Here is a 23,732-nt window from a genome sequence, read left to right on the forward strand (position 1 = left end):
TGCCGACCGGTCGACGGCGGCGGTGCTACGCCACGCATAACTACCTGCCGGACGCGATTACGCGATAGCATGTTCGGAACGAGTGGGATTCGGGGTCGCGTCGGCGACGAGGTGACGTGCGCGCTCGCGCTCTCGGTGGGGCGTGCGGTGGCCGCAGAGAGCTACGAGCGCGTGGTCGTGGGGCGAGACCCGCGCGAGAGCGGGGAGATGCTCGCGGACGCCGTCGCCGCAGGGCTCCGCGAGGGCGGCGCCGACGTGGTCCGCGTCGGCCAGGCGGCGACGCCGACGGTCGCGCGCGCCGTCGGCTGGACGGACGCGGACGTGGGCGTATCGGTGACCGCCTCGCACAATCCGGCGCCGGACAACGGCCTCAAACTCTGGACGGCGACGGGGCGGGCGTTCGACGTCGCCCAGCAGGACGCGATCGCGCGCCGCGTCCGCGAGGACGACTACGACCTCGTCGGGGCGGACGCGCTCGGGACCGAGTCCCGACTCGACGATGCGACCGAGCGGCACGTGCGAGCGCTCCAGTCGGCCGTCGACGCGGACCTCGCGGGGCTGTCCGTCGTCGTCGACGTCGGGAACGGTGCCGGCGGCGTCACGGCGACCGTCCTCGACCGGCTCGGTGCGAGCGTCCAGACGCTGAACGCCCAGCCGGACGGGACGTTCCCGGGCCGGCCGAGCGAGCCGACCGCCGAGCACTGTGGGTCGCTGTCAGCGCTCGTCGCCGCGACCGACGCGGACCTCGGCATCGCGCACGACGGCGACGCCGACCGGACGATGGCCGTCACCGCCGACGGAGAGTTCCTTCCTGGCGACGTCCTCCTGGCGATCTTCGCCACCGCGGCCGCCGGCGAGGGCGACGTCGTCGCCGCACCACTGAACACGAGTCTCGCGGTGGACGACGCGCTCGCAGAGGTCGGGGCGTCCCTCGTCCACACGAAGGTCGGCGACGGGTTCGTCGCCGAACGCACCGAGGACGACGACGTCGTCTTCGGCGGCGAGATGAGCGGCGCGTGGATCTGGCCGGACCAGACGAAGTGCCCGGACGGACCGCTGGCGGCGGTGCGACTCGGCGCGCTCGTCGCCGACCACGGCCCGCTCGCGGAGCTGGCCGCGGACGTCCCCACGTACCCGACGTGCCGCGACAGCGTCGAGGTCGACGACAAGCGTGCGGTCATGCGGTACGTCGCCGACGCCGTCCACGCCGACCACGACCCGGGGCGCGTGAACGACCGCGACGGCGTGCGCGTCGACACCGACGACGGCTGGTTCCTCGTGCGCGCCAGCGGGACGCAACCGCTCGTCCGCGTGACCGCGGAGGCGCGCGACGCCGACCGGAGCGACGCCCTCGCCGCCAGGGCCAGGGCGTACCTCGACGACGCCGTCGCGGCGCTCGAGAGCGAGCCGTAACGATGCTCCACTCGGCGATCGGGAGTTGGATGCCAGCGACGCGTCAGTAGGCTGTCGTTATCCGGGAACGCAGCCAATAGGACGACGGATAACGATGTGTATGTACGTCACAATAACTGACGAATGCCCGAACCGACGCGTACCGGTTCCCGAAACGAGGACGCAGACGCGGTTGTCGTGCCGGCCGGCACGACCGGGAGCGCACTCGCCGTCGTGCGGTCGCTCGGTCGCCACGGCGTCCGCGTCGTCGTCGCCGCAACGGAGCCACGGCATCCGACGTTCGCCTCGCGGTACTGCGGGGAGTCCCATATCGTCCCGGACCCACGCGAGGACGTCTCCGGGTACGGCGACGCCCTCCTCGAACTCGCGCGACGACCGAACGTCCGTACGGTCGTGCCGTTGACGGAGGCCGACGCGCACGTGCTGTCCACGCGCCGCGACGAGTTCGCCGAGCACGTCGGCACGCCGTGGCCGGGCCGCGAACGGATGACGCTCGCGCAGGACCGCTGTCGGCTGTTCGAGCGCACAGCGGCCGCGGGCGTCCCGATGCCCGACACCAGCCTCGTCGGGGACTTCGACGCTTGGGACGACCGGTACGTCGTCAAACCCCGGTACACGGTCGTCGTCGAGGACGGACGAACCCGTCGGCTGGACGCGGCGGTGTTCGAGGGCGGGACGGAGCCGTCCGTCGACGCGTTCGTCGCGGAGATGGGGCACGAACCCATCGCGCAGCGGTACGTCCCGTCCGACGGCGAGTTCGGGTTCTTCGCGCTCTACGACCGCGGGCGGCCCGTGCGGACGTTCCAGCATCGACGCGTCCGGAGCTACTCCTACGCGGGCGGGGCGAGCGTCTACCGGGAGTCGTACCGCGACCCCGAGCTCGCGCGCGCCGGCCGTCGCGTCCTCGACGCGCTGGAGTGGCACGGCCCGGCGATGGTCGAGTTCCGCCGGGACGCCCGCGACGGAACGTACCGGCTCCTGGAGGTGAACCCGCGGTTCTGGGGGTCGATCCCCCTCGCGGTCGCGGCCGGCGTCGACTTCCCACGAGCGTATTGGCTGCTCGCGACCGACGAACCAAACGGTGGCGTCGGCCCGGTCGCCGTCGACAGCGAACCACCTGGAGCGACGGACGGTGGCGTCGCCACCGACGAGTACGACGCCGGCGTCGGCTGCCACGCGCTCCTCGGCGAGGGCAGCTACCTCCTGAGCGTCGCAAGGGACCGATACCCCCACGCCACGCCGCCGTCGCTCGCCCGAGCGTCCGTTGCCGTCCTCGTCTCGCTCGTCGCGGCACCCAACTTCGACGTGCTCTCGCTCTCGGACCCGCGGCCGTTCGCCCAGCTCCTCGAGCGCACCGCCCGCGTGGTCTTACCCGGCGACGACCGAGACGGCCGATCGAGGTGAGAACGACGTCGCGGCCGTCGCTCGCCGTGCACCGTTGTCGCGAAACGCGCTGCGGGGTCTGGTCGCTCGCTGTGCGTGGTCGACGCGAGAATTGCGGCGGCGTCCTCCGCCGCGTCGAGCCGAGTCGCCGAAGCGAATCCAAGCCTGTCCGCCCGCCACCCCCGTGGCGTGCGCGGTCGACGGTACGTCCTCCGCAGTTCGAACGTCGCGAACCAGCTCCTTGAACCCACGAACGGCTTCGACGTTCGAATCGAGACTCGAAGCGCGCGCCGGCAGGCGCAGCGGGGACGACCGATGGCCCGCGGACGACGGAAGCGTCGGAGCGCACCGGCAGGCGCGGTCCACGGCTGGCCGATGTCTCAAAGAGACGTTTGACACTTCGTATCACATTTAGGGGGCGCGGACGCAGCGGCATGACATGCGTCGCGTTCCCACGGAACCGAACGGGGTGGCCGAGCCCGAAGGCGGTGAGAGACGGTGAGTCGAACGTACGTCCTCAAGCGCGCCGCTGTCGCCGCGCTCTCCTTCTACGCTGTACTGACCGCCGTCTTCGTCGCTGTCGTCAACGTCCCCGACCCCGCGCCCGCCATCCTGAACTACTACAACGTGAACGCCGACCAGATCCCGGCGCTCATAGCGGCGAAGAACGGCAACCAGCCGCTGTTCGACCGCTACGTCGCGTACCTCGGGAACCTCCTCACGCTCGACTGGGGGCGCTCCGTGAGTCGGGTCGGAGAGGTCGGCCCACCGGTCGCGACGCTCCTGGAACGACACCTGCCGTACACGCTCGTGTACGTCGTTCCGGCGGTCGTCGTCGGGTTCGCGGCGAGCGTCGTCCTCGGCGCGTACGCCGCGCTCGAACGCGGCGGGTACGTCGACCGCCTCGTCCAGTCCGTCGGCTACCTCGCGTTCGGCGTCCCGAGCTTCGTGCTCGCACAGCTCTCGCTCGTCGTGCTCTCCGCGGAACTCGGCCTCGTCGAGTTCACGCTCGGCACGCCAGAGGGGAAGTACTACGTGCCCGGCGTTCCCTTCGACATCTGGACGGTCGACGCGATGATCCAGTTCGCTGTCGTCGCGACCATCCTGACGATCGCGCTCGTCGGCAGCCAGGTCCGGTACGCGCGCGCCCAGTGCCTCGAATACGTCTCCGCCGACTTCGTGACGCTCGCGCGAGCGAAGGGCGCGAGCGAGTGGCGCGTGATGGCCCACGTCGCCCGGAACGCAGCGCTCCCGCTCCTGACGCTGTTCCTCGACGACCTCGTGACGATCCTCGTCGTGCACGTGTTCGTCCTCGAGTTCGTGTTCGCGCTCCCTGGCATCGGCAACCTCGGCATCCTCGCCGTGAAGGCACGGGACGTCTCGACGACGATGGGCATCGTCGTCCTCGTCGCCGCCGTCGGCGTGGTCGCGAACTTCCTCCAGGACGTCGGCCTCGGCGCAGTCGACCCACGCGTCGACACGGATTGAGGCGCGCCGCGGTCCTCGGCCGCGGAATCCATCTCCGTGACCGGCGACGAGGCGGAGGTCCTTTGCGCCTGCCGGTCGAACCGGCGGGCATGGAGATACGCGGCGAGCGAGAGTGCACGGAGTGCGAGCGGCGGTGGTCGTACTACGACACCGGATCGGTCGCGTGCCCCGACTGCGGGAGCATGCGGAGCGTCGGCCTGGACGAGGACCGCGCGCTCCACACGACGACGCCCGCCGAGTTCGACCTGACCGAGGCGCGCGCGGCGTGGGACGACCGACCGCGCGACGAGGCCGTCGACGTCGTGAAGGCGGCGTGCCGCGAGTTCGTGCGCGGGAACGGGTTCGTGCACGCCGGCGACCTCGTCGAACTCGACGGCCGCCGCATCGCGGCGCGCGAACTCGCGAACGCCGTCGACGTCGTCGGTCGCACGCAGTCGTTCGACGACGAGTCGGCCGTCGAGTACTACCTCCTCTCGCTCCTGCAGGGCACCGACGCCGGCGATCGCCCGGACGCCAGCGAGGTCCCAGAGTCGATGCGAGCGGCCCGCGGCCTCGCGACCGCAGCCGTCGTCGAACGGTACCGGCGAGACGTCCGGGACTGGCTCGAAGCCACCGACCGCGACCTCGCTCCGGCCGCGACCGACGTCCTCACCGGCCTCGAGAGCCACCAGAAGCGCATGCAGGCGCTCCAGGGCGACGTCGACCCCCACGACGCCGACGCGCTCTACGAGGCCGCCCGCGGACTGAACGCGTACCTCCGCGACGGCGACGAGGACGCCGTCGTGACCGCGACCGAACGCCTCCGCCGACTCCGCGACTGACCGCCAGGATAGCGAGTTCTCCGCCGTTAGATGTCTTCACTGGGCGTCGGCTGGAGGCGACGAGCTGCAGGTTCGAGCGCGATATCGTTCACGACAGGCGGTGTCGTTCCCGACAGCCGGTGACGTTTTGCTGCGATGACAGCAAGGATCGGATATGAGCGCCGCGAAATCCATCGGGAACCGCGCCCGGACCTTCGTCCGCGATACCGGTATCGCGACCGGAGTGCTCGTCGGTCTCTACGGACTCGCCGTCGGTGTCCAGTTTCAGCCACTCCAGATTCCAGGATATCTCCTCATCGTCGGATTCGACCTGCTAGAAGTCGCGTTCGGATCGGCAGGGGACCACTACGATCTCCTCTTCGCCGCGTATCTCCTCGCGCTCGGGGTGGCGGGTGCGACCGTCGCTCACGCACTGAGCGGTCTGGCGCGAGACGTCCCTCGCTGGCGGGTCGGGGTCGCCGGTGCCCTCTCGATCGTGGGCGTTCTATCGCTGTTGTTCGCCCTCAGCGTCCTCCTTGGCACGTCCCAGACGACGCCAGTCCTCGTCACCGCCGCTGCTGGACTCGTGATGCTGGCAGTCGCGGGATGGCTCGTTGGGTCCTTCGGCGAGTAGAACGAATTGTAGCGGCCTCGTTCACGGGAGCGTCGCGTCGATGCCCGTCTGGAGTCGCGTCGCCTTGACGGTGTTGTACTGGAGCATCGCGCGGGTCATCGGGCCGACGCCACCGGGGACCGGCGAGATGACCGACGCCTTCTCGCTCGCGCTCTCGAACTCGACGTCGCCGACGAGCTCGTAGCCCTTCTCCGTGTCTGCATCCACGCGGTTGATGCCGACGTCGATGACCGCGGTACCGTCGGTGAGCATGTCGCCCGTGACGAACTCGGGGACGCCCGCGGCGGCGACGACGACGTCCGCCGCCTTCGTCTTCGCCTCGAGGTCGTTCGTCCGGGAGTGACAGACGGTGACGGTCGCGTTTCCGTCGTCGGCCTTCTGCACGAGGAGGTTCGCGAGCGGCTTCCCGACGATGTTCGAGCGACCGACGATGACGACGTCCGCGCCCTCGGTCTCGACGCCGGCGTGCGCGAGCATCCGCTGGACGCCGTGGGGCGTGCACGGCTTGAAGCGCGCCTCGCCCGCGACGAGCCGCCCGACGTTCTCGGGGTGGAAGCCGTCTGCGTCCTTCATCGGGTCGATCGCGTTCATGACCTCGCGCTCGTCGACGTGGTCGGGGAGCGGCGTCTGCACGAGGATGGCGTGCACGTCCTCGCGGTCGTTCAGGTCCTCGACGGTCGCGACGAGCTCGTCCTGGCTGGCGTCGCCGTCGACCTCGACGTGGATGCCGTTCACGCCCACCTGCTCGCAGTCGCGGTGCTTCATGTTCACGTACGTCTGGCTCGCGGGGTCCTCGCCCATGATTACCGTCGCCAGCCCCGGCGTGACGCCCTCGGCCTCGAACTCGTCGACTGCCGCTGCCACGCCGTCGAATATCTCGTCCGCGAGCGCGTTCCCGTCGATGACGTCTGTCATGGTCGACACCACGGCAGTCCACGCCTAAAACCCTCGGATTCGTGCTCAAAACACCCACTCAGACTCCAAATATATGCAAATGTGTGCATCGTCCGTGTCGGCGACGATACAGTTATGCGCCGGCGGTGCGTTCGAGTCGCATGATACGACGACTCGCCTCCTGGCTGGTACGGCGACAGGCTCGACGTACGTCCAGGGAGGCAGGTCGGTTCCGCGACTCCCTGCGTCGGCGCACCCGCCGTGTGTTCACGCGCCCACTGTCGACACTCGCGTCGACGACGGGCGTCGTCGCAGTGATCGGCGTCCTCTACCTCGTCAGTCAGCGACCGACTGCACTCCAGGAACTGCTTTCCGCCGAATCGACCACCGCCGGCCAGGTGCTCGCGCTCTTCCCACCAATCTACGTCGTCGTCCCTGGCGTGGTCCTAATCGCCGTCGTCTGGAACGCAGGACGCGTCTGGAGCGGCGTCCGTCGCGACATGGGCTGGAACCGATACGGTCGCAACCGCTGACTCTCACCCCACCGACCGTCACCGGAACTGCTCTCGATCACGGACAGTACGTGTCCGCGAACGACTTCCGCTTCTGACCCTGGTCGACGAACCGGGTCTCGCCGGACGGCACCGACACGATCGCCGCCTGCCCGCCGTAGTCGTGCATCTGGTCGTGACCGCGGACGACGACGCAGTCGACGTCGTCGGGGACCGAGATCGTCTGCTCCCGCGTGAACTCGCCGGTACCGTGCTCGTGCAGGAGTTCGCGACGCCCGAGTTCCTCGCCGTCCAGCGTCTCCACCGTCCACCAGTTCGCGTACCCGTCCTCGCCGTCGTCGTCGTGGTACAGCGTCACCGAGAACAGGATCTCGCCCCCGCCCTGCTCCTCGATCTCGACGCCAGTGACGTTCGCCTCCTGGAGGTCGAGGTCGGCCTTGGTCCGGGTCCCGCCGCCGTCCGCCGTCTCTGCTCCCTCGTCGGTCGTCGTCGACGCCTCCTCGTCGGTCTCGCTGGTCGCCGCCGATTCGTCGTCGGTCGTCGAATCGGCGTCACTCCCTGTCGAGTCGTCGTCGTTCGCCGTCGAACCGCCGTCGCTCGTCGTCGAATCGCCGTCGGTACCCTCGCCCTCAGTGGTCGTCGTCGCACCGGCCGCGCCGCCCTCGGACGTCACCGTCGCCGTCCCGTCGGTACCGGTCGTCGAATCGGCGTCAGCGCCCGACCCACCTGGATCGTCGCCGTCCGCGTCGACGCAACCCGCGAAGGAACCCACGCAAGCCGTGGTTGCGAGTACGAACCACCGCCGGGAGGACGAACGCCTCATACGCGACGCTACGGCCGCAGCGGAGAAAAGACTGTATCCACCCGTTAGAATCCTGCCACGCCAAGGTGAGCCGAGCTTTCCGAAAGCAGTCGATTCGGTCGAGATGCCGTTCAGGCGAGCAGTCGGTTCGGTCGAGATGCCGTTCGGGCGAGCAGTCGATTCGGTCGAGATGCCGTTCGGGCGAGCAGTCGATTCGGTCGAGATGCCGTTCGGGCGAGCAGTCGATTCAGGCCAGGTCTTCGTAGATCGGGTGGGCCTCGCAGAGGCCGTTGACGATCTCCGCGACCTCGCCGCGCACGTCCTCGTCGTCGGGGTGGTCGACGACGTCCGCGATGCAGTCCGCGACCGTCCGCATCTCGTCCTCGCCGAACCCGCGCGTCGTCAGCGCGGGCGTGCCGGCGCGGAACCCGGACGGGTTGAACGGACTCCGCGTCTCGCCGGGGACCGTGTTCGCGTTCAGGACGATCCCGACGTCCTCGAGGGCCTCCTCGACGGTCTTCCCCGTCGTGTCCGGGTGGCTCGGGCGGAGGTCGACGAGCACGAGGTGGTTGTCCGTGCCGTCGGCGACGAGATCGAACCCGCGCTCGCGCAGGCCGTCCGCGAGCGCCTTCGCGTTCGCGACCGTCTGTGCCGCGTACTCCTCGAACTCCGGCTCGAGCGCCTCGCCGAAGCCGACGGCCTTCCCCGCGATGTTGTGCATCATCGGCCCGCCCTGCATGCCGGGGATGATCGCGGAGTCGATCGCGTCCGCGTGCTCGTCGCTCGACATGATGATGCCGCCCCGTCCCGCGCGGATCGTCTTGTGCGTCGACCCGGTCACGAAGTCCGCGATACCGACGGGGTTCGGGTGCTCGCCCGCCGCGACCAAGCCAGTGATGTGCGCGATGTCCGCGAGGTGGTACGCGTCCGCGGCCTCGGCGGCGTCCTGGATAGCTTCCCAGTCGACCTCGCGGGGGTACGCCGAGTACCCCGAGACGACGACGTCCGGGTCGAATTCCTCGGCGTGCTCGCGGATCGCTTCGTAGTCCAGGCGCCCGGACTCCTCATCGAGCTCGTACTGCTCGACCTCGTAGTGCTTGCCCGCGAAGTTCATGTGGTGGCCGTGACTCAGGTGCCCGCCGTGCGTGAGGTCCAGCGACAGGATCTTGTCGCCGGGCTCCAGCACCGCGAGGTAGACGCCCATGTTCGCCTGACTCCCCGAGTGCGGTTGGACGTTCACGTACTCCGCACCCCAGAGCTCCTTCGCGCGGTCGATCGCGAGCTGCTCGACGTCGTCCGCGAACTCGCACCCGCCGTAGTAGCGCTTGCCGGGATACCCCTCCGCGTAGTTGTTCGTGAGGACGCTCCCCTGTGCCTCCAGTACCGACTCGGAGACGTGGTTCTCGCTCGCGATCATCGCGAGCGACTCCTGCTGTCGCGTCACTTCCCCATCGAGCGCCGCCGCCACATCCGGATCCGTCTCGCGAACGCGGTCGTAGTCCATACCAGAAACCCGCACCGGCGCCCGCATAAGTGTACCCTTGACGGCCAGAACGCCCGAGCTACGTTACGCACGCACACACCGCGTTCGGCGGCGCTGGCCATCCCCCGCGAAAGCGACCGCGAACCGGCGTCGGGACGCCGTCTCGTGACGGGCCCGATACACCTAACTGGCCCCGGCAGTCACGTACCGACGAGCATGGAGTGGCGGGTGCGCAGTGACGGACTCACGGTCGTCGACGCGGCCAACACCGAACTCCGCGTCGCCTCGCCGGACCTCTCGGTGCGCGCGAGCGACACCACCATCCCGCGCCCCGTCGACGTCACCGTCGACTGCGAAGCCACCGAGCTTCGCTTCCCGATCGCCGTCGTCTACGTCGCCTCGCAAGCGAGCGACGCGACGTACGAACTCGAGAACGACACCGGCCCCCTCGAGCTCCCCGCCGGCGAGTACGTCCTCGACCTGGACGCCAGCGTGAAGACGTACCTCCAGGTCGACGGCCCACTCTCCGTCTCGAAGACTCCGGACTTCGAGCAGGTCGTCGTGTCGTTCCCGGAGCGTCGCGAGATGACGCTCGGATTCCGGAGTCGACACGAGCGCCCGACCGACACCGTCACCGTCCCCGGGACGCCGTCGGGGTTCGCCGCGGCCGTCACGCACGCCTCGAGCGCACACAAGACCACGGGTGCGGACCGCACGTACCCGACGCTGCGCGGGCACCCGCCGCTCGTCGAGATCGGGGACGCGCTCGACGTCCCCGACGACGTCCGCGACGCGACCCCCGACGTCGGCATCGAACTGCTCGTCCCGCCGGACTACGAGACGCTGTACACGACCGCGCCGCTCGCGTACTACCTCCAGGCGGAGGTCCAGACCGCGGGCGTCGACCGGCCGAAGCTCTGCGCGCCAAGCGCCGGCATCCGGCGGTCCCTGTCGTCGATGCCGCGACTGGAGAGCGACGTCGAACGACTCCTCCGGAAGGCGTTCTTCCTCGACTGCCTCGTCCGGAACGCCGGGCCGTACGGCACGAACCTCGCCGAGGAGAGCCTGCTGGACGCGCTCGACCTCGACGGGAACGCGCTCTACCACGCCGACCCCGTCGACCGACTGGAGACGTACCTCGACGTGCCGTTCCAGGCGGTCGAACACCGGCTCCCGGACTGGCACCTCTCGACGTACGTCGACCCCGAACCGAGGTACGTGGAGACGCTTCCGTTCCTCCTGGACTCGCTGTCGCTCGTCTTCCCGCCGAAGACGAGCGAACTCGAGGGCTCGGAACTCGTCGAGCGCTCGCTCGACGACTTCTACCGCTCGCAGGGTCCCGGCGAGGTGGCGAGCGTCGACGTCGTCAAACCCGAACTCCGCGGCGGGCGCGTCCACGGCTGGCTCGCCGACGGCGTCCCGATCGACGTGTTCAAGTCCACGCCGTCGGCGTACCGGAACCGACTGTCGTACATGGACCGCGAGCACGACGACACGATCGTGAGCGTCGTCCTGAACGACCAGGAGATGGACAAGGAGCACGCGGACGTCGCGCGGATCTACCGGGAGGGCAGCGACGACCTCCCGATCACCGTCGACGTGTACGAGGAGCTGTCGACGGACGAACTCGCGAGCGTGTTCGAGAGCGAGAACGACTTCGTTCACTACATCGGGCACTGCGAGGAAGACGGACTCCGGTGCCCGGACGGATACATGTCCGTGAGCGTCCTCGATGTCGTGAACACGCAGACGTTCTTCCTGAACGCGTGCGGGTCGTTCCACGAGGGGATGGCGCTCGTCGAGAAGGGTGCGGTGACGGGCGGCGTGACGTTCACGCAGGTCCTGAACGACCACGCAGTGAAAGTCGGGTCGGCGTTCGCGCGCCTGCTCATCCACGGCTTCAGTTTCGAGCGCGCGCTCCGCATCGCGCGACGCCGAATCATGATGGGGAAGGACTACGCGGTCGTCGGCGACGGCACGCACACGCTCAGTCAGACGACGAACCGGATGCCGACGACCGCGGAACTCGAACGACTCTCAGAGGACCGGTTCTTCCTCCAGTTCGACCAGTTCTCGATCCGCGAGATCGGCGCGTACTATCACCCGTACGTCGCGGACAACGAGTACTCGTACCTGTGCGGGAACACCGCCGAGTTCGCTCTCGACCGACGGACGACCGTCGAGTTCCTCGCGCGCGCGGATACGTCAGTCATCTTCGACGGGGAGTTCTACTGGTCGGACGACCTGGCCGCACAGCTATCGACCTGACTTTCGAGAGACTGGCGCGCGGTGGTCGACGGCGTGGCCGTTGCGGGGTTAGGGGCCGGTGTACGGGCTCGACGACCCGTCGAGCGTGGTTCCGTCGCGGTTCGCTGCCACACGTGCGTTCGCTCGAGCGCCTCGCATCTGTCGTCGGTACACACGCTCCCAGTGGGACTTATACCTTTGCCAGGGTCTCGCACGACCGCCGACTCACAAACGCCGTCAGCGGATTCCTTTCCGATACCGGCAGTATTGCGGTTAGATTAGCCAACAAAATTAAGTACGATACTAGCGTTGTGTTCGGTAGACGCATGAGTTCGAATTTACTGGACCAACAAATTGACGATATCCTCCGCACCGTGCTGGAAGATACCACGGGAGACCTCGTCGTGGTTAACCCGTCGGCCGACGCGATCGAGGAGTTCGTCCGCGTCGCCACCTCGTTCGACGGCGACCTGCCGAACGTGCGCATGCTCGCGGACGAACGAACGCTGAAGGACGTCATGGACGACTTCATCGTGGCGTCGAACGCGGCGGACCTCATCCACCAGGACGCGCTCGAACTGCGCACGATCGAGGAGAGCCCCGAGAATTCGCTGCTCGTCACCGAGGACGAGGTCGTGGCGCTCGTCCGCGCGGGCAACCGCGTCGGCGGTCTCTCGACGGACGACGAGGAGTTCGTGACGACGGCCTACGACGCGTACATGACGGAGTGGGAGGACGCCGAAGCGTTCACGCTCCGCACGCCGCCGATCAGTCGCGTCCGCGAAACGCTCGAATCCGACATCTCCCCGGAAGCCGAGGAGGACTTCGACAACATCCTCGCGTCGCTCGAGACGGCTCGCGGCGACGGCGACGGCCTCGACGAGGTCACGATCTCGCTCCTGGTCGCAGCGAAGAACGAGGCGCTGCTCTACGACATCAGCAAGTGGGGCGAGGACGTCGGCATCGCGTCGAAGGCGACGTTCTCCCGGACGAAGACGAAGCTCGAGGACATGGGCCTCATCGACACCGAGAAGGTGCCGATCGACGTCGGTCGACCGCGCCTGCGCCTGAAGATCGGCGACGACCGCCTGCGGAACGCCGACAACGGCCAGCTCGCGACGGTCGCGCAGTCCATCCTCAACTAGTCCGAATCTCTCTCGACTTCTCCGCTCTCGCCACGGCCGAAAGCGACTGCGTTCCTCCGCGCAGGCCGTGGCGCGAGTCGTGTGGTGTGCGTCCAGGGACGTGCCAGTGCGTTCGATCGAGTTCGTCCGGATGGGAGGTGCTGAGGCGGTGGTCGCGTCCGGCGGTTTCGACGGACCGACGACCCCGTGGTACCGGGCGTGGTCGGTACTTTTAATATCATGTGGGGGCTTGGCCTAAGTGACGCTTCGCTTGGAGGGCCGAAGCGTCAGCGGGGACCAATCAGGGCGGCAAGCGGGCACGCGGTTTTTCCCCGCGTGCCCTGCTTTCCTGTTTCGACGATCACGACTCGACCAGCGACTGCTCTGTTCTCGAACGCGTGAACGTCGATGCGGGCACTTGCGAGCCTTCGACCATGCGGCACTTGCGACCGCTCGACCGTCGTGTCCCGAAGGGGTTCGGTAGGAGTGGGTTACTCGACGCTGAGCGTGCCGTCCGTGCCGTCGCTCCCGCTCTGGTTCTCGTCCCACTCGAGTTCGAATTCGACGCTGAGTTCGCCGGTGTCGGCGCCGGTGCTGGTCTCGCGTTCGACCTTCACCTCGAACTCGGGCGTGGCGGGTGGCGTGACCGTGATGGAGTCGCTGCCGGCGCTGAGGGTGATGGCGTCCCCTGCGTCGAGTTTGTCGGCGGCGTTCCGGAGGACGGCGGCGATGTCCTCGCGGCTCATGTGCGATTCGGTCTCGAAGAGTACCTCTTCTGGCATGTGGACGTGTACGCGCCGGTGCAGGATAATACCTCCCTCGGCGTAGTATTAGTTCAGTTGATACGTCCAATGGGTTGCCAGTTCGGCCACTCCCAGAGGCCACCCCTAACCAGCGGTAATAGCGCCTGAGAGGCGTTCTGTGCGACCGAGGCCGATATGTTTATTAAATTCAGACAATAATCGGTTATCGTAGGTAGATAGATGTACGACCTGACAGGATTCCAGCGTGATCTGCTGTACGTCATCGCGGGGGCAGACGAACCACACGGACTGGCTATCAAGGAAGAACTCGAGGAGTACTACGAGAAAGAGATCCATCACGGGCGCCTCTACCCGAACCTCGACACGCTCGTCGACAAGGGCCTCGTCGAGAAGGGCGAACTCGACCGTCGAACGAACTTCTACTCGCTGACGCGACGCGGCAGTCGCGAGATCGATGCGCGACGAGAGTGGGAAGCCCAGTACGTACCCGACGAGGCCGAGTAGCTGTCAGGCGTCGTCGTTCCCGCCAGGGACGGAGCCGGCGCCGTCGTCGACCGGGACGTCCGCGACGTCCGCGGGGGCATCTTCGACGGCGGACTCCCCCTGGGCCGACGCTTCACGGACCGACTCTCCTTCGATGGTCGCTTCGCGAGCGGACGCATTACCGACGGTCGTCGATTGCGGTCCCGCTTCTCCCGCGAAGTACGTCGGGTCGACCGCGTACGGCTGGAGTCGCTCGTCGTGCAGGAGTTCGGGGAGCACCAGCCGCGCGAAGTGCACGCCGAGGACGAGGATCACCGGCCCGAGGAACAGGCCGTACCAGCCGAACAGGAGCGGGCCGAGGATGTACGCGAACATCACGGTGCCGACGTGGAGGTTCCGACCGGAGACGTACGGGCGGAGGACGAGGTCGGGGATCACGTCGACGACGAGGAACGAGACGGCGAAGAAGAGGACGGGGAACCAGAGGACGCCGGTCGCATCCGTCATCGCCGCGCGGACGAACAGGTACGCGGTGACGGGGAAGTAGACGAGTTTCATGCCGACGACGGGGATGAGGCTCGCGGCGCCACAGAGCAGGCCGACGAGTGCAGCGTACGGGACGAAGAGGTCGCCGGGGGCGTACACGTTGAGGAGGCTGTACGCGAGCGTGCCGATGATACCGGTGATGAACGCGTTCAGGATGTTCCCGAAGAAGATCGAGGAGAAGTCGCGGTCGACGGCGCGGAAGTACGCGTCCATGACGCCGCGGTCGTCGCCGAAGTTCGCCTTCGTCCACTGCGAGAGCCGACTGCCGTCCCTGAGGAGGTAGAACGCGAGTGCAGCCATGATGAACAGGTGCAGGAGTGCGTTCCCGATGAAGAACAGGTACTGCTGGCTCTCGACGACGATCCGCTGGATCGCCTCCCTACCGGCGCTGTCCTCGACGAGCGTCGCGGGGTTCTCCGCGACCTGGGAGACGTCGAAGTACGGTTGGAGGACACCCTGGTACTGGCCGAACGTGGTGTTGTTCGCACGGAGCTGTCCGGTGAACGCGCTGAGTTCCTGGAGGCCGATGGCGATCGTGTACGCTGCAAGGAGGACGAACGGGAGTGCGAGCGTGAAGATGGCGATCGCTGCGGCGAGACTGGGCGGCCGGACGCGGCGCTTGAGTCGCCGGTAGACGGGCCGGGTCGCGTAGTACATGAAGAGCCCGAACACGAACGTGCCGACGAACGAGTACAGGACGAACGCGATGGTCAGGGCGAGCAGGAGTCCAGCGACCACCCACTGGGCGCGCGAGCGACTGACGTCGATCCCACCGAGCATGGCCCATACAGCACTCGCACCATGTAAATAACCTCCGCGTGGCCGCAGGGGCCGTCGCAGGCAGAACCCTTAACGCCGAAGAGATATATAGTCTATAGAGTGAACTGGTTCGTCCTGCAGCTCGCCGAGGCGCCCCTGTCCAGTCCGGTCGTTCGACTGGTGCTCGCCGCGGCGCTCGGACTCTTCCTCGGACTCGAACGCGAGTGGTCCCAGAAGTCCGCCGGCGTCCGAACGTTCTCCCTCATCGCCCTCCTCGGCGCCGTCTTCGCCCTCCTCGCCGACGACCTCGCGTACGGCACCTCCCTCGTCGTCGTCGGCGGCGTCCTCGTCATCGCCCAGGGCGTCCTCCTCGCCGTCCGCGGCCTCGTCGACGACGACCAGTCCGGACTCTCGCTGACCACGTCCGTCTCCATGCTCGTCGCGTACGGCGTCGGCGCGATGGTCGCGAGCGGGTACGTCCTCGAGGGCGTCACCGTCGCCGTCATCTCCTCGCTCCTCCTCGTCCTCAAGCGCGAACTCCACGCGTTCGCCGACAACCTCTCCCGCGAAGAGGTCCGCTCCGCGACCGAGTTCGCCATCCTCGCGTTCGTCGTCTACCCCCTGCTACCATCCGGCACCGTCGAGTTCTCGTACCCGCCACTTGGCCTCGAACCGATCGCCATCGAACCACAGATCGTCTGGCTGATGGTCGTCACCGTCGCCGGCATCGGCATCGTGAACTACGCCGTCGTCCTCACGTACGGCGGCCGCGGCATCGCCATCACGGGATTCTTCGGTGGCCTCGCGTCCTCGACCGCGGTCGTCGGAACGATGCTCGATCACGTCCGCGACGACGAGAACGCGACGACGTACGCCGTCGCCGCCATCCTCCTCGCGAACGCCGCGATGGCCAGCCGCAACCTCGTCATCGCCGTCGCGTTCACGCTCTCCGCGGGCGTCCTCGTCGGCGCGATCGTCCCGCTCGTGGTGGTTATCGTCGGATCGTTCGCCATCGCCGCAGCGACCGCCGACTGGTCCGAGACCGTCGAGATCGACCTCGAATCGCCGTTCAGTCTCCGGTACGTGCTCGGGTTCGGGGCGGTGTTCCTCGTCGTCCTCGTCGTCGGGAGCGTTGCGCAAGCACAGGTCGGCGCGGGCGCGTTCGTCGCCACCGCGTTCGTCACCGGACTCGTGTCCTCCGCCGGCGCGACGACCTCGGCCGTGCTCCTGTTCCGCGCGGGCACCATCGACGAGCCCGCGACGGTGCTCGCCGTCCTCCTCGCGACCGCCTCCTCCATCGGCGTCAAGAGCCTCCTGACGTGGACGAGTCCGAACCGCGAGTTCGCCCACCGCGTCGCGACGTACTCCACCGGCCTGCTCGCCGCCGCCGGCGCCGCCGCTGCACTCGTCATCGTCTGACCCGGCACCGCCGCCGCACTCGTCGTCGGTCGACCGCGCGACGCCGCCGCACTCTCGTCGTCGGTCGACCGCGCGACGCCCCGCACTCCTGTGGCAACGTTCGCGCGAACCGTAACGGACAATTTAAACACCTCTTTTCCATACTGGAGATATGGACCGAGAGACGGCCGTGCCCGACGTCGATTCGATGCCGGGCGAGAAGGCGAAACGATGGGTCGACTTTCATCAACAGTTTGCCGCGCCGAGCACGTACGTCTACGACTTCGTGTGGGACGTCACGGCCGAGTCCGAGGGCCCGTTCTGCGTCGACGTCGACGGGAACGTCCTCATGGACTTCACGAGTCACGTCGCCGCGGCACCGCTCGGGTACAACAACCCGAAGATCATGGACCAGCTCGAGGGGCTGGACGTCTTCGACCCCTCGAAGATCGCGGGGCAGGACTTCTACGCGAGCGCCGGCTGGCCGCCCGAGGACCCCGAGCACGCGACGCCGACGCAGCTGATGGAGCGGATCACGAGCGCGCTCGATCACTACGACATGGACACCGTCTTCCTGTCGAACACGGGCGCGGAAGCGGTCGAGAACGCGATCAAGGTCGCGTACCAGGACCGGGACGCCCATAGAGGCGTCACGTTCGAGGGCGCGTTCCACGGCCGGACGCTCGGCGCACTCAGCCTGAATCGCTCGAAGACCGTGCACCGGAAGGGCTACCCCGAGGTGCCGGGCATCATGTCTGTCCCGTACTGTTCGTGCACCGACGAGTGCGAGTGCGGCTGGAAGACGAACGGTCCAGGAGGGAACGTCCTCGCGGACAGACTCCACCCCGAGCGGGGGAACGTCGACCCGAGCGAGGTCGCGTACGTCATCCTCGAACCCGTCCAGGGCGAGGGCGGGTACCGCGTCCCGAACGACGACTTCGTCGCGGACGTCGCGCGCATCCGCGACGAGTACGGCATCCACGTCATCAGCGACGAGATCCAGGCCGGGCTCGGCCGCACGGGCGAGATGTGGGGGATCGACCACGTCGACCTCGAACCCGACGTCGTGACGAGCGCGAAGGGCCTGCGCGTCGGCGCGACGGTCGCCAACTCCGACGTCTTCCCCGAGGAGAAGGGACGGCTCTCCTCGACGTGGGGGGCGGGCGACGTCATCTCCGCGGCCCAGGGCGTGGCGACGCTCGACGCCATCCACGAGTACGAACTCCTCGAGAACGCGCGCGAACGCGGCCGCCAGCTCCGCGAACTCGTCGCGGACGCCGACCCCGACTGCATCACGGACGTTCGCGGGCGCGCGCTCATGTTCGCGGTCGAGTTCGACACCAAGGACCGCCGCGAGGAAGTGGTCAAGCAGGCGCTCGGCCGCGGCCTCCTCACGCTCGGCTGCGGGTACAAGAGCCTCCGACTCCTCCCGCCGCTGGACGTCACCGAGCGCGAGATCGAACTCGGCGCCGACATCTTCCTCGACGCCGTCGACGCCGCCGGCCGCGACGCACCGCTCGCGACCAGCGACGCGAGCGACGTCTCCTAGACCGACAGCGAGGGAACGGCCCGTCGCGACAGCCGACTCGTCGGCTTTTTCCCCTCCTCCCGCGAGTGGTGAGGCATGCACGTACTGCTCGCCGGGGATGGACCGGCGGTGGACGCGGTGGCGGCGGCGCTCGCGGACGTGGACTGCGACGTCGAGCGCGCGGACGCGGACGCGGTGGGTGACGCCGACCTCGGGGTGGTCGTGGACGAGGTCGGCGCGAGCGCGTTCGCGGCGGCGAACGACGCGGCACTCTCGACCGGTGCGACGTGGCTCGCGGTCGAGCTCGGTGGCGTCGGCGGGCACGCGCTCGCGGACGTGGACGCGGCGGTCTCCGGGTTCGGTCCCGAGACGGGCTGCTTCGAGTGCCTCGCGTCGCGCGTCGCGGCCAACCGGTCGCCGGAAGCTGGCACGAACGGCGACGCCCACGACGAGGGATCGTTGGACGCGAGCGCGTCGCGGTTCGCTGGCGCGCTCGCTGGACGGGAAGCGGCGTCGCTCGCAGCGGGGCAATCGTCGGAAGCGGGCGAGTCGTCCGGTGCGAGCGAGTCGGCGGTCCTCGGAGCCGTGTTCGAGCTCCCCCACGCCGAGCGCGAGTTCCTGCCGGTGCCCGGCTGTGGCTGCGACGACGACGAGCGCGACAGGCGGGTTCGCACGGACTATCGCGAGGCCGACCTCGACGTGGCGCTCGCGGCCGCCGAGCGCGGCCTCGACGAGCGCGTCGGTCTGGTCGCGGAGGTCGGCGAGGCGGAGTCGTACCCGGCGCCGTACTACCTGGCGCGGACCTGCGACACGTCGGCGTTCGCCGCGGCACGCGCGGCACCACAGAGCGCGGGCGTGGACGCGGACTGGAACGCGGCGTTCATGAAGGCCCTCGGCGAGGGCTTGGAGCGGTACTGCGCTGGCGTCTACGACGCCGGCGACTTCGAGACCGCCCCGCCGGCGGTCGTCGACGGTGGCGTGACGCCCGGCGACGTGGTGCGGGACGCCGACGCGCCCGCGGTCGACCCCGAGGACCCCATCCGGTGGGTGCCCGGCGTCGACCTCGACGCCCGCGAGGAGCGGTTCCTCGCGGCGGAGCTCGTCCAGTTCCCGCCGCCGGAGGAGCGCTACGCGACCGCGATCACGACCGGGCTCGGGCTCGGTTCGTCGGGCGCGGACGCACTCGCGGCCGGGCTCACGGAGGTCGTCGAACGGGACGCGACGATACTCGCGTGGTACTCGACGTTCGAGCCCCTGGAGTTGCGCGTCGACGCCGAAGGGTACCGGACGCTGGCGAAGCGAGCGCGCAGCGAGGGGCTGGAGGTGACGGCGCTGCTCGTCACGCAGGACGTGGACGTGCCCGTCGTCGCCGTCGCGGTGCATCGCGAGGACGGCGACTGGCCGCAGTTCGCGGTCGGGTCGGACGCGGCACTGGACCCGGAGCGGGCGGCGACGGACGCGCTCGCGGAGGCGCTCCAGAACTGGATGGAGCTGCGCGGGATGGGGCGGTCGACGGCGAGCGCGGAGGACGGCGCGATCGGGGCGTTCGCGGACTTCCCGCAGGCCGCGAGCGCGTTCCTGGACGCGTCCGGGCCGGTGCCGGCTGGGAGCGTCGGCCCCGACGCGGTGCCGTCGGGCGAGGCCAGGGTCGACGCGCTCGTGGACGCCGTCGTCGACGCCGGGCTGACGCCGTACGCTGCAAGGGTGACGACGCGGGACGTCGACGAGATGGGGTTCGAGGCGGTCCGCGTGGTCGTCCCCGGCGCGCAACCGCTGTTCACGGACGACCCCGCGTTCGGCGAGCGCGCCCGGACGGTCCCGGCGTCGCTCGGGTTCGAGCCGCGACTCGACCGCCGCCACCACCCCTATCCCTGACTGGTCCGGTCCCGGTCGCTCGCGCGGTCGAGTGTCGGCGGCGACCTGGTCGAGTTCCAGCGGCTCGCGTGGGCGACGGCGCTAGATTTAAGCGCCGGGTAGTGGTAGAACGTACCACGGTGTTCTTCCCGATGCACGCCCGCTCCCAGAGAGAGGTGCGAGTATGACGACCGAGTACGACCTCCCGTGCGCGGACTGCGACGGGCCGCTCGCGCGCGAGACGATTCCACCCGAAGAACTCGACGTCGACGCCACCGGCCCGGTCCCCGTCGCCACCTGCAAGCGATGCGGGAGCCGCCACTACCCGGACGAAGCGCTCGAGGTCATCGGTCAGGAAGCGAGCTGACGCGAGCGACCGCGCCTCGAGAACGCTCTCGGACGAGAACGCCCCCGAGGCTCAGACGAGGAAGGTGGCGCGGAGCATGTCCCGCGTCCCCGGTCCGAGCCCGACCGCGAGGATCGCGAGCAGGAGCATGAACGTGAACCGCGGACTCTCCTCGAATATCTCCTCGTCGAACACCCAGACGACGAACACCGCTGCGACGAGCTTCACCAGGAGGAACGTCCACGCGTCGCCCGTCACGGCCGTGATCGACTCGGGGAGCACCTGGCCCGTGAAGTCCTGCACGAACTTGTTCACGGGGTGCTTGGGGTCGAGGTCGGCGGTCGCGACCGGGACGAGTTCGTCGTACCAGTCCAGGCCGATGACGTTCGAGACGCCGTCGACCGACTGCCCCCAGATGATGACGAGCCCGATGTAGCCCGTGCCCTCGTTCACCTCGGGCGCGAACCGCTCGAGGAGCGCCCACGTGCCGCCGGTCGCGACGGTCGCGAACGTGAGCGTGAGGACCGTGATGATCGGATAGAACTCGAGTCGCGGCGGCGACAGTCCCTCGGTCGTGAACGCGAGCGCGAAGATGGCCGCGAGCGTCGCGGCGAGCATCGCGGTCCCCATCGCGGCGAGCGGGTACTCGTACGTGTCCGCGTACCCGTTCCGATGCACCCAGAGCGCGACCAGGAGCGCGGCGAGGGTGAGGAAGAACATCGTGAAGTAGATGAGGGGACTGATGAACAGCGTGTTCGCGGGGTAGTCGAGCGCGAACGCGCTCGCCTCCGCGGGCAACACGTTGTTCGCGTCCTCGAGCACGCGGAGCGCGCCACCGAGCGGGACGAACGGGAACAGCGCGTAGAACAGCCTCCGGTAGCGTTCGATATCGAGGCGGCGCAACAGGAGCGCGACGCCGACCAGCATCACGATCAGGATGACGGCGTACCCGACCTCCGAGTAGATCGTGTAGCCGGGTTCGGCGACCGGCCCCATGCCGCTCGCGACGTCCGACGACGACACCCGCACCTGTTCGCCGTCCGCCCACGCCGCGTACGACCAGCCGTGGGCGTCGGCGTACACCGGCCCCCAGAAGTAGTGCCAAACGAAGTTCGCGTAGACGGTTCGCGGGAACACGATCGATCCGAGGCCGAACACCGCGAGCAGCGCGCCGACGGCCACCGCCCACGCCTGCCCCATCGTCACGCCGAGCCGGTCGAGGACGCCCCCACCGGGATCGGTGTCGCCGGGATCGGCGTCCTCGGGGGCGTCGGAGTCCGCGACGTCGACGCCGTCGTCGACCGACGGCGTGCCACCGTCGGGCGACTGACCGTCCCCGTCGCTGGAGTCGTCACTCGTCATGCCCGAAGAAAACGGTGGCCGGCGTTTCATCCTTCCGGTCTCTCGCGTCACTGGCACCCGACCGCTCCGGGCGACGGCGCGGCGCCTGCGGGCTCGCGGCCCTCAGACCGGGAGTTCCTCGGAGTCGTGCTCGGTTCCGAGGACGACCATCGTCTGCGAGCGCGAAAAGCCGTCCATCTGCGCGATCTCCTCGAACATGAGTTCGCGGAGCGCGTCGGCGTCCGCGGCGTACACGCGCGCCATCACGTCCCACTCGCCGGTCGTCAAGTGGATCTCCTGGACGCCGTCGATCGCCTGCAAGCGGTCGAGCGTGTCCTTCTCCCGGCCCTGTTCGACGCGGAGGCCGACGATCGCGGACACCCCGAACCCGACCGCCCGCGGGTCGACCTTGGCGTGATAGCCCTCGATGACGTCGGCGTCCTCCATGCGGTTCACGCGGTCGTGGACGGTCGCACTCGACATGTCGATGCGCCTGGCCACCTCCGAGAACGGCGTCCGGGCGTCTTCCTGGAGGATGCGGAGGATCTGTCGGTCCGTCTCGTCGAGCTCCATGACTGCCGACGGTTCGTCGCCACGGTACAAGTGATTGGCGGCGAACGCTCACCGCTGGCCGCGAGCACTCGTCGAATCGACGACTCGTTCCGTCCCGTTCGACCCGTCGGATCTCGCGGACGCGTCAGTCGTCGCGCGCGGCGTCAGTCTCGCGCGCGGCCGCCAGCACCGCGTCGTGGACGGCGCCGTTGGACGCGACCAGCCCTCGAGAGTCGTGCCGCCAGCGCTCGCCCTCGAGGTCCGTGACGCGCCCACCGGCCTCCCGGACGAGGTGGACGCCCGCGATGGTATCCCACGGGTTCGCCGCGACGTTCGTGAACGTCCCGCCGACCGCACCCTCTGCGACTGACGCGAGCGCGAGCTGCGCGCACCCGAACCGGCGGACGTCCCCGAACCGCTCGACGGCCGCCCGGCACGCCGCCGCGTACTCCTCGCGGCGGTCGAAGTCCCACCAGATCGTCGGCACCGCGGCGAGGCGCTCCGGGTCCGTCTCCGCCGCCACCGATATCTGGGTGTCGTCCCGACGCACGCCGTCGGGACCGACGACGTACGCGTCGCCCAGGGCCGGCGCGATCGTCGCCGCCGCGACCGGTTCGCCGTCGACGACCGCTGCCACGCTCGTCGCCCAGAACCGCATCCCGTGCACGTAGTTGTTCGTCCCGTCGATCGGGTCGACGACCCACGCCGGTCCCTCCTCGGGCACCGACTTCAGTTCGTCGTCCTCCTCGCCGACGATCGCGTCCGCGTCGAACCGCTCGCGGATCGCGTCGACGACCGCCGCCTGCGCGTCGCGGTCGGCCTGCGTCACCACGTCCGTCTTCCCGTCCTTCGTCTCGACGTCGATGTCCGTCCGGAACCGCGACTCCGCCACGGCGCTACCGGCGCGAGCGGCGGCGAGCGCGACATCGGCGCGGGCGCGAGCGTCCTCGGTCATGCACTCACTGCGGGGAGCCGCGCCAAAAGACCCACCGATTCCCCCGCCCGGAGACGGCGTGCTCGACGACTGCGCCGCCGCCGGGACCGACGGCGACTTTACGCCTCGCACAGAGACTCCAGGCATGAACACGCTCGCCAAGCGCCTCTACAACGTCGCACCGGAACCGGTGACGCTCACGTTCGCCGACGACACCACCCTCGACCTCGCCATGCACCACGCCGAGTTCTTCCAGGACGAACTCGAAGCCGAGGGCGAGACCGACGACGGCACCACGCACCGGATCGTCGACGGCGACGACGACGAAACCCTCCTCGTCGCCCGCGAGACCGCAGACGGCTGGACGGTCGTCGGCGACGTCACCGCCGTCGATCGCGCAACCGACGAGTGACCGCCAGCCGTCGCTCGCCGAGTAGCACCAGTGAG

General features: G+C 68.8%; 22 protein-coding genes. 14 read left to right on the forward strand and 8 right to left on the reverse strand.

Features of this window, described 5'->3' with window-relative positions:
• Nucleotides 1-69 precede the first annotated feature (69 nt).
• From glmM to G9C85_RS03380, 5 genes are all read left to right on the forward strand, one after another.
• Complete coding sequence (glmM, locus tag G9C85_RS03360; RefSeq protein ID WP_166036901.1) at nt 70-1,413, forward strand: phosphoglucosamine mutase; 1,344 nt, start codon at nt 70-72, stop codon at nt 1,411-1,413.
• 123 nt (nt 1,414-1,536) lie between these two features.
• The gene (locus G9C85_RS03365; protein ID WP_166036903.1) at nt 1,537-2,817 is read left to right on the forward strand and encodes an ATP-grasp domain-containing protein; all 1,281 of its coding nucleotides are present in this window, start codon (nt 1,537-1,539) and stop codon (nt 2,815-2,817) included.
• 477 nt (nt 2,818-3,294) lie between these two features.
• Nucleotides 3,295-4,284, forward strand: coding sequence for an ABC transporter permease (locus G9C85_RS03370; protein ID WP_166036905.1), 990 nt, complete (start codon nt 3,295-3,297; stop codon nt 4,282-4,284).
• A gap of 89 nt (nt 4,285-4,373) precedes the next feature.
• Entirely contained in the window at nt 4,374-5,105 is a 732-nt protein-coding gene (locus G9C85_RS03375) for a TFIIB-type zinc ribbon-containing protein (RefSeq protein ID WP_166036907.1), read from the forward strand.
• Between the two features lie 154 nt (nt 5,106-5,259).
• Nucleotides 5,260-5,718, forward strand: a complete 459-nt coding sequence (locus tag G9C85_RS03380; protein ID WP_166036909.1) for a hypothetical protein — start codon at nt 5,260-5,262, stop codon at nt 5,716-5,718.
• A gap of 21 nt (nt 5,719-5,739) precedes the next feature.
• Here the strand turns inward: G9C85_RS03380 and G9C85_RS03385 are convergent, their stop codons facing one another.
• Nucleotides 5,740-6,633: a tetrahydrofolate dehydrogenase/cyclohydrolase catalytic domain-containing protein gene (locus G9C85_RS03385; protein ID WP_166036911.1), complete on the reverse strand. Its 894-nt coding sequence runs from the start codon at nt 6,631-6,633 to the stop codon at nt 5,740-5,742.
• Between the two features lie 242 nt (nt 6,634-6,875).
• On the opposite strand from G9C85_RS03385, the gene G9C85_RS03390 reads away from it, so the two are divergent.
• A complete protein-coding gene (locus G9C85_RS03390; protein ID WP_166036912.1) occupies nt 6,876-7,145 on the forward strand; it encodes a hypothetical protein in 270 nt (89 codons plus the stop codon).
• A 37-nt stretch (nt 7,146-7,182) separates the two neighbouring features.
• Here the strand turns inward: G9C85_RS03390 and G9C85_RS03395 are convergent, their stop codons facing one another.
• Nucleotides 7,183-7,947 carry a hypothetical protein gene (locus G9C85_RS03395; protein ID WP_166036914.1) on the reverse strand — a complete coding sequence of 255 codons (765 nt, stop codon included), beginning with the start codon at nt 7,945-7,947 and terminating at the stop codon, nt 7,183-7,185.
• A gap of 226 nt (nt 7,948-8,173) precedes the next feature.
• Nucleotides 8,174-9,430: a serine hydroxymethyltransferase gene (glyA, locus tag G9C85_RS03400; RefSeq protein WP_166036916.1), complete on the reverse strand. Its 1,257-nt coding sequence runs from the start codon at nt 9,428-9,430 to the stop codon at nt 8,174-8,176.
• Nucleotides 9,431-9,625: 195 nt separating this feature from the next.
• On the opposite strand from glyA, the gene G9C85_RS03405 reads away from it, so the two are divergent.
• On the forward strand, nt 9,626-11,677 hold the full coding sequence (locus G9C85_RS03405) for a hypothetical protein (RefSeq protein ID WP_166036918.1): 2,052 nt from the start codon (nt 9,626-9,628) through the stop codon (nt 11,675-11,677).
• Between the two features lie 305 nt (nt 11,678-11,982).
• A complete protein-coding gene (tbsP, locus tag G9C85_RS03410) occupies nt 11,983-12,801 on the forward strand; it encodes a transcriptional regulator TbsP (protein WP_166036920.1) in 819 nt (272 codons plus the stop codon).
• A gap of 470 nt (nt 12,802-13,271) precedes the next feature.
• Here the strand turns inward: tbsP and G9C85_RS03415 are convergent, their stop codons facing one another.
• Nucleotides 13,272-13,562, reverse strand: a complete 291-nt coding sequence (locus tag G9C85_RS03415; protein ID WP_166036922.1) for an amphi-Trp domain-containing protein — start codon at nt 13,560-13,562, stop codon at nt 13,272-13,274.
• A 201-nt stretch (nt 13,563-13,763) separates the two neighbouring features.
• On the opposite strand from G9C85_RS03415, the gene G9C85_RS03420 reads away from it, so the two are divergent.
• Nucleotides 13,764-14,048, forward strand: coding sequence for a PadR family transcriptional regulator (locus G9C85_RS03420; protein WP_166036924.1), 285 nt, complete (start codon nt 13,764-13,766; stop codon nt 14,046-14,048).
• A 3-nt stretch (nt 14,049-14,051) separates the two neighbouring features.
• Here the strand turns inward: G9C85_RS03420 and G9C85_RS03425 are convergent, their stop codons facing one another.
• Entirely contained in the window at nt 14,052-15,353 is a 1,302-nt protein-coding gene (locus G9C85_RS03425) for an AI-2E family transporter (RefSeq protein ID WP_166036926.1), read from the reverse strand.
• Nucleotides 15,354-15,452: 99 nt separating this feature from the next.
• Here G9C85_RS03425 and G9C85_RS03430 point away from each other — a divergent pair, with 99 nt between their 5' ends.
• From G9C85_RS03430 to G9C85_RS03445, 4 genes are all read left to right on the forward strand, one after another.
• Nucleotides 15,453-16,751, forward strand: coding sequence for a DUF4010 domain-containing protein (locus G9C85_RS03430; protein ID WP_166036928.1), 1,299 nt, complete (start codon nt 15,453-15,455; stop codon nt 16,749-16,751).
• Between the two features lie 151 nt (nt 16,752-16,902).
• The gene (locus G9C85_RS03435; RefSeq protein ID WP_166036930.1) at nt 16,903-18,279 is read left to right on the forward strand and encodes an aspartate aminotransferase family protein; all 1,377 of its coding nucleotides are present in this window, start codon (nt 16,903-16,905) and stop codon (nt 18,277-18,279) included.
• A gap of 75 nt (nt 18,280-18,354) precedes the next feature.
• Nucleotides 18,355-20,133: a YcaO-like family protein gene (locus tag G9C85_RS03440; RefSeq protein ID WP_166036932.1), complete on the forward strand. Its 1,779-nt coding sequence runs from the start codon at nt 18,355-18,357 to the stop codon at nt 20,131-20,133.
• A 163-nt stretch (nt 20,134-20,296) separates the two neighbouring features.
• Nucleotides 20,297-20,479 carry a hypothetical protein gene (locus tag G9C85_RS03445; protein ID WP_166036934.1) on the forward strand — a complete coding sequence of 61 codons (183 nt, stop codon included), beginning with the start codon at nt 20,297-20,299 and terminating at the stop codon, nt 20,477-20,479.
• 51 nt (nt 20,480-20,530) lie between these two features.
• On the opposite strand, the gene G9C85_RS03450 is transcribed toward G9C85_RS03445, so the two are convergent.
• The 3 genes from G9C85_RS03450 to G9C85_RS03460 form a co-directional block, all read right to left on the reverse strand.
• Nucleotides 20,531-21,658 carry a DUF63 family protein gene (locus G9C85_RS03450; protein WP_166038933.1) on the reverse strand — a complete coding sequence of 376 codons (1,128 nt, stop codon included), beginning with the start codon at nt 21,656-21,658 and terminating at the stop codon, nt 20,531-20,533.
• Between the two features lie 264 nt (nt 21,659-21,922).
• Nucleotides 21,923-22,372: an Lrp/AsnC family transcriptional regulator gene (locus G9C85_RS03455; protein ID WP_166036936.1), complete on the reverse strand. Its 450-nt coding sequence runs from the start codon at nt 22,370-22,372 to the stop codon at nt 21,923-21,925.
• Nucleotides 22,373-22,496: 124 nt separating this feature from the next.
• Nucleotides 22,497-23,306: an inositol monophosphatase gene (locus G9C85_RS03460; protein ID WP_166036938.1), complete on the reverse strand. Its 810-nt coding sequence runs from the start codon at nt 23,304-23,306 to the stop codon at nt 22,497-22,499.
• A 124-nt stretch (nt 23,307-23,430) separates the two neighbouring features.
• On the opposite strand from G9C85_RS03460, the gene G9C85_RS03465 reads away from it, so the two are divergent.
• Nucleotides 23,431-23,697, forward strand: coding sequence for a hypothetical protein (locus G9C85_RS03465; protein ID WP_166036940.1), 267 nt, complete (start codon nt 23,431-23,433; stop codon nt 23,695-23,697).
• Nucleotides 23,698-23,732 lie beyond the last annotated feature (35 nt).

This window comes from Halorubellus sp. JP-L1, from assembly GCF_011440375.1.
GTDB lineage: Archaea > Halobacteriota > Halobacteria > Halobacteriales > Natrialbaceae > Halorubellus.